15 protein-coding genes are annotated in these 17,720 nt (G+C 44.4%); 11 read left to right on the forward strand and 4 right to left on the reverse strand.

The window, feature by feature from the left end; genetic code table 11:
- Positions 1-400: 400 nt before the first annotated feature.
- Positions 401-2,398: a M1 family metallopeptidase gene (locus ACFS5N_RS01860; RefSeq protein WP_377181634.1), complete on the reverse strand. Its 1,998-nt coding sequence runs from the start codon at positions 2,396-2,398 to the stop codon at positions 401-403.
- Between the two features lie 268 nt (positions 2,399-2,666).
- On the opposite strand from ACFS5N_RS01860, the gene ACFS5N_RS01865 reads away from it, so the two are divergent.
- Entirely contained in the window at positions 2,667-4,679 is a 2,013-nt protein-coding gene (locus ACFS5N_RS01865; protein ID WP_377181636.1) for a thioredoxin domain-containing protein, read from the forward strand.
- A 60-nt stretch (positions 4,680-4,739) separates the two neighbouring features.
- A complete protein-coding gene (locus ACFS5N_RS01870; RefSeq protein WP_377181638.1) occupies positions 4,740-5,240 on the forward strand; it encodes an FKBP-type peptidyl-prolyl cis-trans isomerase in 501 nt (166 codons plus the stop codon).
- Positions 5,241-5,426: 186 nt separating this feature from the next.
- Here the strand turns inward: ACFS5N_RS01870 and ACFS5N_RS01875 are convergent, their stop codons facing one another.
- A complete protein-coding gene (locus tag ACFS5N_RS01875; protein ID WP_377181640.1) occupies positions 5,427-6,170 on the reverse strand; it encodes a hypothetical protein in 744 nt (247 codons plus the stop codon).
- A gap of 83 nt (positions 6,171-6,253) precedes the next feature.
- Here ACFS5N_RS01875 and ACFS5N_RS01880 point away from each other — a divergent pair, with 83 nt between their 5' ends.
- The 8 genes from ACFS5N_RS01880 (at position 6,254) to ACFS5N_RS01915 (ending at position 14,282) form a co-directional block, all read left to right on the forward strand.
- Positions 6,254-6,820, forward strand: a complete 567-nt coding sequence (locus tag ACFS5N_RS01880) for an acyl-CoA thioesterase (RefSeq protein WP_377181642.1) — start codon at positions 6,254-6,256, stop codon at positions 6,818-6,820.
- 233 nt (positions 6,821-7,053) lie between these two features.
- Complete coding sequence (locus ACFS5N_RS01885) at positions 7,054-8,205, forward strand: Gfo/Idh/MocA family protein (RefSeq protein WP_377181644.1); 1,152 nt, start codon at positions 7,054-7,056, stop codon at positions 8,203-8,205.
- 5 nt (positions 8,206-8,210) lie between these two features.
- Positions 8,211-9,266: a sugar phosphate isomerase/epimerase family protein gene (locus ACFS5N_RS01890; protein ID WP_377181646.1), complete on the forward strand. Its 1,056-nt coding sequence runs from the start codon at positions 8,211-8,213 to the stop codon at positions 9,264-9,266.
- 75 nt (positions 9,267-9,341) lie between these two features.
- Complete coding sequence (locus ACFS5N_RS01895; protein WP_377181649.1) at positions 9,342-10,547, forward strand: MFS transporter; 1,206 nt, start codon at positions 9,342-9,344, stop codon at positions 10,545-10,547.
- A gap of 122 nt (positions 10,548-10,669) precedes the next feature.
- Positions 10,670-11,905, forward strand: a complete 1,236-nt coding sequence (locus ACFS5N_RS01900; RefSeq protein ID WP_377181651.1) for a nucleoside permease — start codon at positions 10,670-10,672, stop codon at positions 11,903-11,905.
- 119 nt (positions 11,906-12,024) lie between these two features.
- Positions 12,025-12,900, forward strand: a complete 876-nt coding sequence (locus tag ACFS5N_RS01905) for a sugar phosphate isomerase/epimerase family protein (protein WP_377181653.1) — start codon at positions 12,025-12,027, stop codon at positions 12,898-12,900.
- 142 nt (positions 12,901-13,042) lie between these two features.
- Positions 13,043-13,792 (forward strand): ABC transporter ATP-binding protein, encoded by a 750-nt coding sequence (locus ACFS5N_RS01910; RefSeq protein ID WP_377181655.1) that lies wholly within the window; start codon positions 13,043-13,045, stop codon positions 13,790-13,792.
- A gap of 247 nt (positions 13,793-14,039) precedes the next feature.
- Positions 14,040-14,282: a hypothetical protein gene (locus ACFS5N_RS01915; protein WP_377181657.1), complete on the forward strand. Its 243-nt coding sequence runs from the start codon at positions 14,040-14,042 to the stop codon at positions 14,280-14,282.
- Positions 14,283-14,336: 54 nt separating this feature from the next.
- Here the strand turns inward: ACFS5N_RS01915 and ACFS5N_RS01920 are convergent, their stop codons facing one another.
- Positions 14,337-15,587 (reverse strand): PQQ-dependent sugar dehydrogenase, encoded by a 1,251-nt coding sequence (locus ACFS5N_RS01920; protein ID WP_377181659.1) that lies wholly within the window; start codon positions 15,585-15,587, stop codon positions 14,337-14,339.
- A 240-nt stretch (positions 15,588-15,827) separates the two neighbouring features.
- Between ACFS5N_RS01920 and ACFS5N_RS01925 the strand changes: the two genes are divergently transcribed.
- Positions 15,828-16,565, forward strand: a complete 738-nt coding sequence (locus tag ACFS5N_RS01925; RefSeq protein ID WP_377181661.1) for a hypothetical protein — start codon at positions 15,828-15,830, stop codon at positions 16,563-16,565.
- A gap of 200 nt (positions 16,566-16,765) precedes the next feature.
- Here the strand turns inward: ACFS5N_RS01925 and ACFS5N_RS01930 are convergent, their stop codons facing one another.
- Positions 16,766-17,716: an aldo/keto reductase gene (locus ACFS5N_RS01930; RefSeq protein ID WP_377181663.1), complete on the reverse strand. Its 951-nt coding sequence runs from the start codon at positions 17,714-17,716 to the stop codon at positions 16,766-16,768.
- Positions 17,717-17,720 lie beyond the last annotated feature (4 nt).

Consider the following 17,720-nt stretch of genomic DNA (forward strand, 5'->3'; position numbering starts at 1 on the left):
CGTTTTGTCATTTTGAGCATAGCGAAGAATTTCATTAAAGTGGCTTAAGAAATCGTATAAGATTCTTCGCGATGCTCAGAATGACAAATCAATGAAATTCAATAGTTTAATAGCGTTTAAGGTTTCCGCGGCGAATTGCCGCACCCCCTTCGCAATGATAAAAATAAACTTTTCAACACAAGGGTTACCCGTCCTGACTTATATGTTGTTTCATTTTCCGAAAAAGTGTTCCATGGTTATTGGTTAAGTATTTTATAATCAGTATTTTATTATAAAAAGGTGTTTCATAGTGTTTCACTTTTTTTGAAACACCTCGATAACAAAAAGCCCCGGTTCAACCAGAACCGGGGCTTTTTAATTAGCTTTCAGCTTTAGTCTTTCAGCTTTTCGCACCTAATGCTTACTCCGCTTTATAAACGTTGTTTTTCAGATCAACATCCGGCAGTTTATGTTCAGGGTCGATGATGATTGATCTGATGGCCTGGGTTGATGGGTATTTGAATTTCCATACGCCATTACGTTGGAAAACGTTAACCGGTAAATCCAACATCTCAACTTTACCATTAGCCAGGGTGATCTTTAACTCAACCGGCATGGCCATTTTTTCTTTGTTAGATATTTCGATGATTGCGCCGTTTGCCGGGTTGCCGCCCGGGTAGGTAACGCCGTCAATAGCCTGATCCAATTTCCAGGTGGTGAAGAACCACGGTTTGAAGAACCAGTTCAGGTCCTCACCGGCAGCATCGTTCATGGCACGGAAGAAGTCGTATGGCAGCGGGTGTTTCATAGCCCAGTTTTTAATGTACTCATGAAAAGCATAGTCAAAACGTTCAGGGCCTAAAACCACATCGCGCAGCAAATCTAAACCTAAGGCGGTTTTGTTATAGTATTGGCCATAGTCGTTCAAGCCGATAGCTTCAGACGGGGTCATCAATGGGTCGTTGCTTCTGATATAGCTTCGCAACACCTGTTGCGCATGGCCGGCGCCATACATCGACGGCTGGCCGTTCGGGCCTTTAGGGGCATATTCGCCATTGTTAAACATCATCGTTGAATATTGGTTGATAAAGGTATTGAAACCTTCGTCCTGCCACATGTATTTACGCTCGTTGCTGCCTACAATCATCGGGAACCAGTTATGGCCAATCTCATGGGTGACATCGCCCCAAAGGCCGCCGTCTTTCAAACCGCTTAAGCAAAAAATGATACCCGGATACTCCATACCCAAAGCCACACCAGATACGTTTACAGCCGAGTTCCATGGATATTCGATATAAGCTTTTGAATAGATCTCAATACTGTTTTTCAGATACTCAGTTGAGCGTCCCCAGGCGTGGATACCGGCGCTCTCAACCGGATAAACCGATTGCGAGATACATTTGCGTCCAGATGGCAGGTTAACCTTAGCTGCGTCCCAGATAAACGCTGTTGAAGCGGCCCATGACACGTCGCGGGTGTTTTCCATTTTAAAGTGCCAGGTTAGTTTGCCTTTCGCCGGGCGGGTCTCAGGCGCGCCAACTTCGCTTTCAGAAACAATGGTTACAGTTTTATCGCTGTTGCGAGCCTCTGCCAAACGTTTTTGCTGGGTTGAGGTTAACACATCTTTCTCATTCAATAAATCGCCTGAGCCTGCAACAATCATGTTAGCAGGGGCAGTGATATAGTAGTCGTAGTCGCCATAATCGCAGTAAAACTCACCCAGGCCCATGTAAGGAAGGGTGTTCCAGCCTTCGGCGTCGTCATAAACGCACATACGCGGGTACCATTGCGCAATCTCATATACATAGCCTTGTTTAAACTTTTTGCGGCCCATACGGTCGGCGCCATAAAAAGGTATGGAGAACTCGTAGTTCACTTTAACCTGTATCTTGTCGCCATTGCCACCTAAAGCTTTGTTCAGACGCACCTGCATACGCGCATCAGTAATAACCGGGGTAACAGTATAGGTCTGGCCTTTGTAAGTAACGGTAACTGACGATACCTTAACACCGCCGCGGCTAAAGCCTTTTACGTCGAAACGGTCACCGGTATATGGAGTTACCGCAGCGCCACGAGAGTCAGGGCGGAACAAGTTCTGATCCAACATCAGCCACAGGTAATCCATATTGTCGGGGCTGTTGTTGGTGTAAGTGATGGTAACATCGCCGGTGATAGTAGTGTCCTGGTCGGCTTCATTTAAAGTAGCATGAATCAGGTAGTCGGCGCGGTTCTGCCAGTAGTTAGGCCCCGGTTTGCCGGCTGCCGAGCGGGTGCCGTTGCTGGTTGTTGGCCAGGTGATGGGGCCAAAAAGATCTGAGTGATTGTATTTGACAGTGTCGCCCGGTGTCTGTGCCGACGCGGTAAACGCAGCAGCCAGCACCCCGCATGCCAAAAGCAAGTAGTTTTTAAAGTAATGCATTGAATCAGTTAATTAATTAAGTAACAAATAAAGCGAAATAATTGCGTATTGCATAATGGGCTTTAGCAACAAAATCAGTGAACGTTGCCTCGGCTCGTTGCTTAGCAAGCGGGAGACGCAAAATGTTGCGTCTCTACGTTTCGGTTATGGTAGAGACGCAATATTTTGCGTCTCAGCTTGATGCGGGGGATAATCCCACATTTGTCAAAACTTTCCACTTGACAATGGATTTATTTTATAAGTATTATTATAATCGCAACTTTACCGCATGAATCGTTTAGCCAACTCAACGTCTCCATATCTGTTACAACATGCCAATAACCCGGTCGACTGGTACCCATGGGGGCCTGAGGCTTTGCAGAAGGCGCGCGATGAAAATAAGCTTATCATTGTGAGTATTGGCTACTCGGCTTGCCACTGGTGCCATGTAATGGAGCATGAAAGTTTTGAGGACGAGCAAGTGGCTGCCGTGATGAATGAATACTTTGTCTGCATTAAAGTGGATAGGGAAGAACGGCCTGATGTAGACCAGATTTATATGAGTGCAGTGCAGCTAATTAGCGGTAGAGGTGGCTGGCCCCTGAACTGTATTTGCCTGCCCGATCAGCGTCCGATATACGCCGGTACCTATTTTAAAAAGAACGACTGGACGAGCCTGCTTTTTAACCTGGCCGATTACTTTAAACAAAAACCCGAAGATGCTTACGAATACGCCGAACGCCTGACCGACGGCATCCGCAAATACGAATCCATCGGTTTTGTGGCTGAGCAGCCTGAATATTCAAAATCAGACCTGGAAATCATTGTCAATAACTGGAAAAAATACTTTGACGCGGCGGAAGGCGGCATGGGCCGCGCACCTAAATTCCCGATGCCTAATAACTGGCAGTTTTTGATCCGCTATGCTTACTTGATGCAGGATGAAGAAATAGCCGGATTAGCCAAACTCACCCTGCAAAAAATGGCAGAGGGTGGTATCTACGATCATTTGGGTGGTGGCTTTGCACGATATTCGGTAGACGGCCTTTGGCACGTGCCGCATTTTGAAAAGATGTTGTACGATAATGGTCAGCTTATTAGTTTATACTCCGAGGCGTATACCTGGCAGCCTGATGAATTGTATCGTCAGATCGTAGATGAGATCATTGAATTTGCAGCCCGCGAACTGTTATCGCCTGAAGGTGGTTTTTACTCAGCGCTTGATGCCGACAGCGAAGGGGTGGAAGGTAAATTCTATACTTTTGACAAAGGAGAAGTAGACAGAATATTGGGAACCGAGTCGCAGTTATTCTGTATTTACTATCACATTACTGACGAGGGTAACTGGGAAGAAGAACAAACCAATATCCTGTTTAAACGCGGCCATGATAATGATTTGGCCGAGGCTATCGGTATTTCTGTACCTGAAATGCTGGAAAGCATTACAACGTCCCGCAAAAAACTATTTGATGCGCGCGCCAAACGCATCCGCCCGGGGCTGGATAACAAGATCCTGGCGTCGTGGAACGGTTTGATGTTAAGAGGTTTGTGCGATGCGTATCGCGCTTTTTATCAGCCGAAATATCTGGAGCTGGCTTTAAGGAATGCTGGATTCATTGTCGATAATTTATTGAATCATGGCCGTATCATCCGCGTATACCGAAATGATGCTGATACTGAGCAAAACGGTAAAGAAGCGTTTCTGGACGACTATGCCAACATAATTGACGCTTTCATTGCTTTATATGAAGTAACATTTGACGAGCAATGGCTGCAGCATGCTGTACAATTGACTGATAACGCCATCGATCATTATTTTGATGATGTGAGCGGCATGTTCTATTTCACTGCGGATGACGATGAGCTGCTCATCGCACGTAAATCTGAAATTATGGATGGGGTGATCCCGTCATCAAACTCGGTCATGGCGCGCAATCTGCAAAAGCTGGGTTTACTGTTTGATAACCAGCAGTACACCGAAATAGCAGAGCAGCAATTGCGTAATATAATGCCGCACATAGCTAAGTATGGTTCGGCATACTCAAACTGGGGGATGCTGTTACTTGAACAGGTTTTCGGAACTTCGGAAGTGGCTATTGTAGGCGACAAGGCCGAGGCCTTGCGTATCGGCATGGAAAAAAACTATGTACCTAATAAAATAATATTGGGTGGTACAAAAGGAAGTTTACCTTTGCTTCGCGATAAGTTTACCGGCCGTACGCAAATATTTGTCTGCAAAGACAAAACCTGCGGACTGCCTGCCGATACCATCGATGAAGCCTTAAAACAAATTGAGGCCTGAAACCTTAAATAAATAAGCAAGCACTCATGGGTGCCAATATATTACACAAATAGCAAACAAATGAAAATTGAACCACAACATGTAGTGTCACTTACTTATGACTTGTACGTTGACCAGCCCGATGGCACCGAAGCTTTGGTAGAAAGCGCTACCGAGGAGCAACCGTTAACCTTTTTATTTGGCGTTGGCCAGATGCTGCCTAAGTTTGAAGAAAACCTGAGCGCATTGTCAACCAGTGATACTTACGACTTTAAATTGACTGCCGAAGACGCTTATGGCGAGCACGACGAAGAAGCAGTGGCAAACCTGCCACTTGAGATGTTTCAGGGTGCTGATTTGCCTGAAGTTGGCGCTATATTGCCGTTGCAGGATAACCAGGGGCACCATTTTCAGGGGCAGGTTGTTTCAGTTACCGAAGATTCAGTAATTGTTGATCTGAACCACCCGATGGCTGGTCAGCCGTTACACTTTAAAGGCAAGATACTGAACGTACGCCCGGCTACTTCAGAGGAACTGGCTCACGGCCATGCTCATGGCCCGGACGGTCATCATCATCACTAAGATATATTTCCAAATATTAGAAAGCCTCTGCCGGTTGGTGGAGGCTTTTTGTTTTAAAAAATGAAAAGGCCGCTTTTTATCTTCGCTTGTCATTCTGAGCGATAGCGAAGAATCTTATACGTAATTGCTTTTCGCTTTTATAAGATTCTTCGCTATCGCTCAGAATGACAATGGTTGTGAGAATATTTACTTCAATAAAAACGATGGTCCCGTCCTCAAAATAGACTCGCCCGGCTCAACTATAGTAAGTTCACCATGATCGTCCGACTTGCAAAGTATCGTAATACGGCAAGCGGTTTTTTCGCCGTTTAAGGTGGCAGGGATAAAGGTTTTTTCGCTGTTAGGCAAGCTGTCGATGTTTATTGGGTAATCAATTTGTTGGTTATTGACAGAACAGCTAAGCTGCACGCGCAGATCTGCAAGCCGGCCCAGCGGACTAACCAATAAGGTTAAAACGGCCATGCAACCATCATCGCTAATACCGCGCAAAGCATGTATTTTACGGGCAAGTTGCAGATAAGGCAAATAGCCAAAATACCGGCCACCAATTTTAATGGGTTGGGTAGTTATATCTTTCGGCGTAATAACCTGATCCATCAGGTATCTGAAATTAGAAGGCTCCTGTTCGGGCGCTTCAAATAGTAAGTGGTTTTTGTCAAAGTCATACTGCTGCATGGCTTTTCCCGCGTGATCATAAAAATACCAGACACCTGTACGTTCGCCATTAGTGTATTGACCTTTAACAACGGTTTTTCTGTGGGCTAGAACAAGATAGTTGCCAACGCGTGTTTCATTACCCAGGCTGTCAACCCGGGCCTGGTAGCGTTCAAAAACATCGTCAATAAGCGTATTTTTTCTTTCGACGGTCTCCTGGGCCAGGCAGGTATAAAAACAAAGAAAACAGGTAAAAAAGGTTATCAGGTTTTTCACAACAACAGCGTATTTCAGGGCAATTTAAGTTTTCGTAAATATGCACGCAAGTAAATGTTTTATATTGCAGCATATTTACAGCTATGACCACATCGCCTGATATCTCATTTTATAAGCCCGTCAGTTTTTCTGAAACCACTATTACTGAGTTGATGATTCCATCATACTCCAATTTTGGCGGTAAGATACATGGCGGTATTTTGCTATCGCTGATGGATAAGGTGGCTTACGTTTGCGCTGCCAAGCATGCCGGGAATTATTGCGTTACAGCATCTATTGACACGGTAGATTTTCTGCAGCCGGTTGAGGTGGGAGAGCTGGTATCGCTAATGGCATCGGTTAATTATGTGGGCAATACATCGCTGGTGGTGGGTATCAGGGTGATATCTGAAAATGTAAAAACCAACGTCGTTAACCATACTAATACCAGCTATTTTACCATGGTTGCCAAAGACGATGATAATAAGCCTGCACAGATACCCGGATTAATCCTGGAGAACCGTACACAGGTGCGCCGTTTCATTGAGGCTAAACGTCGTAAGGAGATCAAACAAAATTATAAAAAAGAGGTGGATCACGTCGCCGTCCCCGATGAGATCGAGGAATGTGAGGTACTATTGTCGGGTGAGCGGGCAGTGCTTGTAAAATAGCTCATGAATTTATAAATACAATCGATTGCGTAATATCTTTATGTCATTAGGTTTTTTATCGATAAAGTTATTATGTTTGGTAAACCTGTTATAAGCTGGCTTTTATACCCCTGTTTAAATACGGTTCAGATAATTATCAACCAATAAATTATAACACTATAAATTAATAACCAATTTGTTAACATCTGGCATGTTATGCAGTTGCTGACAGATTTATATACTCACAAAACACAATGAAACTAAGATTAGGAATGATAGGCGGCGGGCAAGGCGCGTTTATTGGCGCCGTACACCGCATAGCTGCCCGTATTGACGGCGATTATGAATTGGTTTGCGGCGCATTTAGCAGCAATGCCGAAAAATCAAAAGCAAGTGGTATCGCGCTTGATCTGTCGCCCGACAGATCGTATGCTTCATTTGAAGAACTGATCGAAAAAGAAAAACAGTTGCCAGAAAACCAGCGTGTACAGGTTATTGCCATTGTTACGCCAAACCATATGCATTTTGGCCCGGCTAAAATGGCCCTGGAAAATGGCTTTCACGTAGTTTTAGATAAACCGATGACCTTCTCATTAGCCGAAGCTAAGGAGCTGGAAAAAGTTGTAAAATCAAGCGGAAAATTATTTTGCTTAACCCACACTTATACCGGCTACCCAATGGTAAAAGAGGCTAAGCAGTTAGTAAAAGCTGGTAAAATTGGTAAGGTGCGCAAAATTTATGTGGAGTATCCGCAGGGTTGGCTTTCAACAGCTTTAGAAAGCGAAGATAACAAACAGGCCTCATGGCGTACCGACCCGGGCAAAAGCGGTATAGCTGGCGCAATGGGCGATATCGGTACCCACGCTTTTAACCTGATGGAGTATATCACCGGTTTACAGGTAACGCAAATGTGTGCCGATATCAATATTGTAGTTGAAGGCCGTAAACTGGACGACGACGGTGCTGTATTGATCAAACTAAACAACGGCGCCAGCGCAGTTTTAACCGCAACTCAAATTGCCGCCGGCGAAGAAAATAATGTAAAAATCAGGGTATACGGAGAAAAAGGCAGCCTGGAATGGCAGCAATGGGACGCTAATACGCTAATTGTTAAAATGCTGAACGAGCCATGGCAAGTCTATCGTACAGGCAGCGGCTATCTAAGCTCGTTTGCGTCGCATAATACCCGTACGCCGGGCGGCCACCCGGAAGGCTATCTGGAGGCTTTTGCTAACCTGTACCACAACTTCGCACTGTGTGTAAAAGCGCAGATTGAAGGTACGCAGGCATCACCAGAGGCGCAGGATTACCCGGGCATTGACGAAGGTGTGCGCGGTATGGCTTTTATTGAAAATGTAATCGAGTCTGGCAAATCAGACCTAAAGTGGACTAAATTCAACGTGTAATATTTATGAAGACAATAAAAGGACCCGGTATTTTCTTAGCGCAGTTTTTAGGCGATAAGGCACCGTTTGATACTTTGGATAACATCTGTAAATGGTCGGCAAGCCTGGGCTTCAAAGGCGTGCAGATACCGAGCTGGGCAACCAGTTATTTCGACTTACAGAAAGCAGCAGAAAGCAAAACTTACGCTGACGAGATAAAAGGCGTGGTAAATAGCCATGGCTTAGAGATCACCGAGCTGTCAACCCACTTACAGGGCCAGCTTGTAGCAGTAAATCCTGCTTATGATGACCAGTTTGATGCTTTTGCCCCGGCAGAAGTTCATAAAAACCCTAAAGCGCGCCAGGAATGGGCCGTACAGCAGCTGAAATATGCGGCTAAGGCCTCGCAAAACCTGGATTTGAAGGCGCATGCCACCTTTAGTGGCGCTTTATTGTGGCCTATGGTTTACCCTTGGCCCCAGCGTCCTGCAGGTGTTGTTGAAACCGGCTTTAAAGAACTGGCTAAACGCTGGCTACCAATTCTGGATGTGTTTGATGAGAACGGCGTTGACGTTTGCTATGAGGTACACCCGGGCGAGGACCTGCACGACGGTATTAGCTATGAGATGTTCCTGAAAGAAGTGAACAATCATAAACGCGCAAACTTGTTGTATGATCCATCGCATTTTGTATTGCAATGCCTGGATTATCTGGAATATATCGATATCTATCACGAACGTATCAAAGCCTTCCACGTAAAAGATGCTGAGTTTAACCCGACAGGGCGCCAGGGTGTTTATGGTGGCTACCAGGGCTGGGTTGATCGCGCCGGACGTTTCCGCTCATTAGGCGACGGTCAGGTTGATTTTAAATCGGTGTTCAGCAAAATGGCGCAGTATGACTTCGGCGGATGGGCCGTTATGGAGTGGGAGTGCGCGTTGAAGCATCCGGAAGACGGCGCTAAAGAAGGCGCGGTTTTCATCAAAGACCATATCATTCACGTAACAGATAAAACTTTCGATGATTTTGCATCGTCGGGATCAGACGAAGCCTTTAACAAAAAAATATTAGGCATCAGTTAATAAACTGATTACTATTTTTTTATAAACCAATTACTATATTTAACAAACCAATTATAAACTTAATTTAAGAAGTAAATGCAAATTAATCGTGAACAACTGTTCAGGGCAAGTTGCTTGTCGCTGTTAGTTACCTCATTGTCTTTTGGTATTCGCGCCGGTATTTTAAACAAGCTGGGTGTCGATTTTCAACTGGACAAAGCGCAACTGGGTTCAATCACCGCAACCGCATTCTGGGGTTTCCCATTAGCTGTAGTTATCGGTGGTTTTATTGTGGACATTATCGGTATGAAACGCCTTTTGGTATTAGCCTTTGTGTTTCACCTTGCCGGTATTCTGTTAACTATCTTCGCTCAGGGTTTCTGGACACTGTATATTTCAACCTTATTGATAGGTTTGGCTAATGGCACAGTCGAGGCTGCCTGTAATCCGCTGGTTACCTCATTATACACCGACAACAAAACTACCAAGCTTAATCACTTTCACCTTTGGTTTCCGGGCGGTATTGTGATAGGTACGCTGATTGTATTTTTCTTCACCAAATTAGGAATCAACTGGCAAGTACAGGTGGCTATGATGTTGATTCCGACGTTGATCTACGGTTTTCTGTTTTCAAGATTGGATTTCCCGGTTACAGAGCGTGTGGCTTCAGGTGTCAGCACCGGCGATATGTATAAAGCAATAGCTAATCCGCTGTTTATTTTTATGTTTATCTGCATGTTTGGTACGGCTATCACAGAGTTGTTCACCGGCCAGTGGATAGATGTTTTGCTGAAAAACGTGACTGATAATGCGCTGTTGATCCTTACGTTAGATACCGGTATTATGGTTATTGGCCGTGGTTTCGCCAAACCGGTATTAAAGAAAATAAGTCCGCAGGCGTTATTGCTGATATCAGCTATTCTGGGTGCTTTGGGCATTTATTTGTTAGGTACAGTAACCGGTGTAGCTATATACGGCGCAGCAATTATTTTTGGTATGGGCGTATGTTTCTTCTGGCCAACTATGCTGGGTTTTGTAAATACCAATATGCCTGAAACCGGTGCTTTAGGTTTGAACCTGATGGGTGGCGCAGGCATGTTTGCTGTATCTGTTTACACCATGTTTATGGGTTCATACTACGATCAGATTGTAAAAAGCTCAAACGGTAACGAAACACTTGCCGGTCAGCAAATTTTGCATACTACCTTAATGATTCCTTGTGCTTTGGTTGTAGCCTTTATAGGTTTAAATATTTATATGAAAGGCCGTGCTAAGAAATCTGCGGCAGCTGTGCAGGTGTAACTTTGCCCGCTGTTAATTGAAAAAGCGATAGAGGAGCCTCTATCGCTTTTTTGTTTTTAAATCATGCTTCAAATTTTAAGCATATCATTAAATTAGCCACTTAATCTTTTTATAAACCAATAATGAATATTGCTACTAAAATTAAATTGTCGGTAATGATGTTCCTCCAGTTTTTTGTGTGGGGAGGATGGTACGTTACTATGGGACCGTTTGCAGGCACTAACCTGCATGCAACAGGCGCACAAACCGGGGCGCTTTATTCAACGCAGTCATGGGGTGCTATTATTGCGCCATTTATTGTGGGCATGATTGCCGACAGGTATTTTAATGCAGAAAAAATATTGGCTGTATTGCATATTATCGGCGCTGTGTTGATGTACCAGTGCTATCGGGCTGCCGATATCTCGGCGTTCTATCCTTATGTGCTGGGCTACATGATCTTATATATGCCGACGCTGGCCCTGGTAAACTCAGTTTCGTTTAATCAGATGAAAGATACTGAAAAAGAGTTTTCGTCTATCCGCGTCTGGGGCACTATCGGCTGGATCGTTGCCGGTTTAGCCATTAGCTTTGTGTTTCATTGGGATGCCGCTGAAAATCTGTCAAAAGGCGCTTTAAAATATACCTTCCTGATGTCCGCCGTAGCTTCGCTGATATTAGGCTTATTTAGTTTTACCTTACCGGCTACGCCGCCTAAACCGTCAACCGGCGAAAAGCTGAGCATTGTGCAGATTTTAGGTTTAGATGCCTTGAAGTTATTAAAGGATAAAAACTTTTTGGTGTTTTTTATAGCATCTATTTTGATCTGCATTCCATTGGCATTTTACTACCAAAACGCTAACAGCTTTTTAACAGAAATTAAGGTTGACAACCCAACCGGTAAAATGACAATTGGGCAATTCTCAGAAGCGGCCTTTATTTTGGCGCTGCCGATATTTTTTAAACGCTTTGGTTTTAAGTGGACGATATTGGTAGGTATGTTTGCCTGGGCCGCGCGTTATATTATGTTCGCCTACGGTAATGCCGGCGAATTAAGTTTCCTGTTAATTATAGGCATCGCGCTGCATGGCGTGTGCTACGATTTCTTCTTCGTATCGGGACAGATCTATACTGATTCAAAAGCTGGTTCACAATACAAAAGCGCTGCACAGGGAATGATCACCCTGGCTACTTATGGTGTAGGTATGCTGATAGGTTTCTATATTGCAGGCGTGATATCTGACGCTTACAACGCAGGGGGTGTTCATGACTGGAAAATGATCTGGTTGATCCCGGCAGGTATTGCGGCAGCGGTATTAATCCTGTTTTTGCTATTCTTTAACGACAAAAGCAAAGCTAATACTAGCGTAGAGGCTTAAGCTATATAACTGTTTTTAAAAGCTATGGGGTTTAAACCCATAGCTTTTTTTGTGTCTTTTAATAGGCATCCTCCGCAGATATTACTAATTTTAGCCAAACTAATTATAAATACAATCAAATGACAACAAGAAGATCGTTCATAGCTCAGGCGGGTCTGTTATCGGCAGGAGCCATGTTTGCGCCTAAAATGCTATCGGCAAAACCAATAAAAAATGTAGGTCTGCAATTGTACAGCTTGCGCGACCAGCTGCCAAAAGACGTAAAAGGCGTTATTGCTAAAATTGCCGAAGCCGGCTATAAAGAAGTTGAGCCTTTTGGCTACAGCAAAAAGGCTGGTTTCTGGGGATTGGAGCCAAAGGCATTCAGCGACCTGTTAAAAGCTAACGGACTAACTACAGCCAGCGGGCACTATGATATGAACCAGTTTTTTGGATCAGGCAAAACCGAAAATTTTGAAAGCTATATTGAAGCTGCTCACGCAACCGGTCAGAGCCATATCATTGTTCCGTCAATAAATGGCGAGTTTATTAAAACTGTTGATGAGTTTAAAAAAGTTGCCGAGCAGCTGAATAAAGCCGGCGAGATTTGCAAGAAAGAAGGCTTGAAACTAGGCTACCACAACCACAACTTTGAATGGAGACCGGTTGACGGTACTACTTTTTACGATACGATTATTGATGGTACCGACCCTAAAGTAGTGACCATGGAAATGGACATTTACTGGGTAGTACGTTCAGGTAAAGATCCATTAGAATTATTTGCTAAACACCCTGGCCGTTTTGAGTTTGTACACATTAAGGATATGGATAAAACCCACAATAACCTGAATACGGAGATTGGCACCGGCACAATAGATTTTGTTAAGATATTGGCAAAAGCTAAAGAAGGTGGTGTAAAACACTTTATTGTTGAGCAGGAAAACTATACCAATATTGATCCTTATGTAAGTATCGCACAAAGCGCTAAATATATTAAGGATAAGATAAGTATTTAATAACGGTTGGCGTAAGCCCAACTTTCCCCACCACGTCATTGCGAGGTACGAAGCAATCTCTACACTGCTTAGCAGCAATAACTGTCGCGCAGAGATTGCGTAGTGGCCGCGCAATGACGTCTTTATAAGTAAAACGTTTGACATGATCCAGATAACCAACCTCTATAAAACCTTTAATCGTGGCAAGGCCAACGAGGTAAATGCGGTTAACGGCGTTGATCTAACCATCGACAGCGGGGAGTTTGTGGTGATTGTTGGGTCGAACGGCTCGGGTAAAACAACGCTGCTTAACCTCATATCAGGTAGCCTCACACCGTCATCAGGAACTATCAGTATTGATGACAGCGATGTCACCAGGCTGGCCGACTATCAGCGCAGTAAATGGATAGCTCGCGTTTTTCAGAACCCGCTGAGTGGCACAGCATCTGAATTGAGTATTCTGGATAACTTTCGCCTCGCCGCCATCCGCACCAGGGCTAAGGGCCTGAATATTGGCGTTACTGACACTTTTAAGCGTGATGTAAAAGAAAAGGTATCCCTGCTGGGCATGAACCTCGAAAACAAGCTGGAGCAGCCTATGGGTACGCTATCTGGCGGACAGCGCCAGGCGCTTACTTTGCTGATGAGTGTAATAGATGAATGTAAGATACTGCTGCTTGACGAACCTACTGCCGCGCTCGACCCTAAATCGGCAGACATTGTGATCAAAATAGCCGACAAGCTTACGACAGAGTTTAAGCTGACTACAATTCTAATCACACATAACCTCAAAGATGCCTATAATTACGGAACCCGCCTTATCCAGATGGGCGAGGGGCGGATAATTAAAGACATCGACACCAAACAAAAAAAGCATTTAAAGCAAAATGATCTGTTTGAGTGGTTTGGGTAGGATGGGCCGTTAGCTTCACGGCATTTGGTCATTTGCTTCGCGGCATTGCGGCATTAAGTCAATAATTTTTGCCGAAAACCAATCGAGCGTAAGGCCGTGCGATACCCTCCCCTGGGGGCAGGGAGGGGTTTAGCCAGTATAATTCAATTAACCCCTTCCTTCCTTTTCCCGGGGAAGCGCGCAGTTCCCCCACTCTTTTGAGAGGCCCAGAAACTTTGGCAAACTTATTGCAAAGGTCTAAGCACTTATGAAAAACAATAATTTCCAGAATATATTTGATGCGTACCAGCTGGTTAGCGGTGCAAAGATCAAAGGCAAACAAGAGGACGAACTTTTTGAATTGGGCGACTACGATGCCAATAAAAGAGGTTATACCATTTACCCCATTGATAACGGTGTACGTTACGACGATTTTGCTATGGTAGTGGCCGAAAAGGAGCTAAAGAACAATTTCATGATTGAAGCGGTGAAGCAAAATATAGCCGCTTAATAAAAAAGCCGCTTTACATTTACGCAAAACGGCTTTTTTATTAAGCTGACACAACTATTTGTTATAGGTGATTTTATAAACTGTACCCTTGGTATCGTCTGTCACATATAATGAGCCGTCTGGGCCTTGTGCCAATCCACATGGGCGGTGCTGAGCGGCTCCCGATGCTTTTTGAGCCTCGGTACCTGCAAAGCCGTCTGCAAATACTTCCCATTTACCGTCAGGCATGCCGTTTTTAAACGGCTGGAAAACTACAAAGTAACCTGCCTGCGGAAGCGGTGCCCGGTTCCATGAACCATGGAAAGCTATAAAAGCGCCGTTTTTATACCGGGCCGGAAACTGGTTGCCGGTATAAAATAACAAGCCCGTAGGCGCATAATGCCCCGGATAAGCCGCAACCGGATTTATATATTTCGGATCGGCGGTTTTCACGCCGTCGCCGCCGTATTCAGGCCCTAACATATTTTTATGTTTTTGCCAGTCGTAATAAACATATGGCCAGCCTGCGTTATCGCCTTTCTTTAAGGCAAACATACATTCTGCAGGTAACTCTGCCGATTGTGCGGCAGTATACATTTTGGGATATAGATCATGTAAGGCGTCGCGGCCCATTTGTGTTACAAACAACTGGTTGTCTTGCTGATTCCAGGCCAGGCCTACCACGTTACGAAGCCCCCAGGCATAGTGTGAATCTTTACTGTAGGTTTGATTAGGCACATTAGCCTTAAACTGCCAGATACCGGCCGTTGAATCAAGAATAGGACAGCCGGTATGTTTTTTATCATATTCCTCGCAGATGTTACTTGGTGCGCCAATGTTTACGTAAATGTTACCATCGTTATCTAAAGTAAGCGCTTTAGGCTGGTGGTGATCAATTTCAACTAAACCACGTACGATGGTTTCAGGATGGTTGGGGTCGATCACCTGGTTATTGGCATCGAGTTTATAACGAAAAACCGAATTTTTTGATGAAGCGTATAAGTAGCCATTTTTTATAGCAATACCCGTACCGCCATAGTCGCCAAAGCTGGTTTTAACCGTTGCTATGCCATTTTCTTCATGCAGCACCACTATGCCTTTTGTTTTACGTGTACTGGCCATGTGGATATAAATATCGTGCTGAGGCGTTACTACCAGATGGCGCGCGCTGGCACCCGTTTCGGCAATTATGCTGGCGTTGAAACCTGCTGGTAGGGTTAGGCCGGCATCAGCAGGCTTTGGGTCGTTCTTTAGCGCGTTAAGGGTGAAGAAGCCGCCTACGGCTGCTAAAGGCAACAGCAGCGAAAATATTCTCTTACGTTTCATAATGTTAGCATGTGGTTTAGCTCAAATTTAGCAGAATAAATTTTAATGCCCTAAACCAAATAAAATATTAGCGAAGGTGTTACAATTGCTTAGCTAATAAATTGGATTAAAATTTTATTTTTAATATTTTATAAAAATCAGAATTAAATTTTATTAATAATAGATTACTCGAACTATTGAGTAAATGTCGATTAAACCTTGATGCTTTTGCGTCGTCCTAATGATATAAAATTTAAAACAATGAAAAAGATAGCTTTAGTATCAGCAATAGCATTAGGCAGTTTATTTTATAACCAAGCAAATGCGCAAGTATTACAGATAGGTTTACGTTTAGGAGGAGGTCGCCCGGTAGTTGAAGCATCTTATGCAACCCCGGTAGCGGTAAGTTACAGTAACGCAGACGACTATTATTATCTGCCAGACGTAGATGCTTATTACAGTGTACCTGAAAGAGTTTATTACTATAACAATGGATATAACTGGGTTTCGGCTGCTGCTTTGCCAGGCGAATATTGTAACTATGATTGGAGAGCCGCCCGTCATTATGAGGTTAGAGCGGTGCGCCCATTCTTAAGAGCAGATTTTTACCGCGAACGTTTTAGCGGCAGAGCATATGACTGGAGACGTTATAACGACAGATACGATAACCGTTACGATGGCAGACGAGACGATCATTTCGACAACCGTTATGATACCAGACGCGACGACCGTTATGACAGACGCGATGACCGCAGGGACGATAGATTTGACGACCATCGTGATAACCGCATGAACCAGCAACCGGTGTTTGGCAAACCTTACAATCAGCCAAGAGGTGGTGAACATGCCCAGGGTAACTGGAACCGTGACGACAACCGTAATCAGGGTGGCAGAGGTAACGACTATCATCAACAAAATGATAACAGATCTCAGCAACAACGCAATGACGACCACTTTGCCAGCAACCGCGACCACGGCCGTCACGGTTTTGGTTTCTAGAAAATTATTTCCTCCATTATATAATTAATTAGTGAAAAAGCCACCGTGAGGTGGCTTTTTTTATATATCACTAGTATTCTCAATCACGTCATTGCGAGGAACGAGCAATCTCTACATTGCTTAGCAACGGTAACTGCCGCGCAGAGATTGCTTCGTTCCTTGCAATGACGATTTTATTATTTTTGCGATACGGGTACCTTTTAATACCTACTCGCTTCCGTCAACAAGTCGATAGCGCTCTGCTCTAAATTTAACCTTACTGCTGCGGTAGTATCATGCAATTGCTGTAACGACGTAGCGCTTGCTATAGGTGCAGTGATGCTTTTACGGGCCATCACCCACGCTAACGACACTGCCGCCGGCGTAGTTTTGTATTGCGACGCTACCTGATCCAGCGCATCCAGAATTCTGAAGCCACGATCATTCAAGTATTTTTTTACAGCCCCGCCCCGGGCGCTTTGTGACAAGTCGGCTTCTGAGCGGTATTTGCCTGACAGGAATCCACTGGCTAATGAAAAGAAAGTGATGACGCCCAGATTGTTATCTAAACAGATCTGCTCGTACTCTTTTTCATATTCCTCGCGGTCATACAGATTGTATTCAGGTTGCAGGGTCTCGTAACGTGCAAGGCCGTTGCTGTCGCTTACTTTTAATGCCTCCTTCAAACGGGCAGCGCTAAAGTTTGAAGCGCCTATGGCACGCACCTTTCCTTGCTTTATCAGATCAGTAAAAGTCGACATGGTTTCGTCAAGTGGCGTGTTGGCATCGTCCTCGTGCGATTGGTACAGATCAATGTAGTCGGTCTTTAATCGCGTTAGCGAATCTTCAACAGCTTTAATAATATAAGCTCTCGACAAACCCTTTTTATCCTCGCCCATGGGTTTACCTACTTTGGTCGCCAGTACAATGCGGTCGCGTTTGCCCGTTTGTTTCAGCCAATTACCAATGATAGTCTCGCTTTCGCCACCTTTGTTTCCAGGTTTCCATTTGGAGTAAACGTCGGCAGTATCAATAAATTCCAGTCCTGAGTCTACAAATGCATCCAGTATTTCAAATGATTGCTTTTTATCAATTGTCCAGCCAAAAACATTTCCACCAAAACAAAACGGACTCACTTTAATGCCTGAGCGTCCTAATTCTCTCTTTTCCATAACC

Origin of the sequence: Mucilaginibacter ximonensis (assembly GCF_042686265.1) — a bacterium.
Classification (GTDB): domain Bacteria; phylum Bacteroidota; class Bacteroidia; order Sphingobacteriales; family Sphingobacteriaceae; genus Mucilaginibacter; species Mucilaginibacter ximonensis.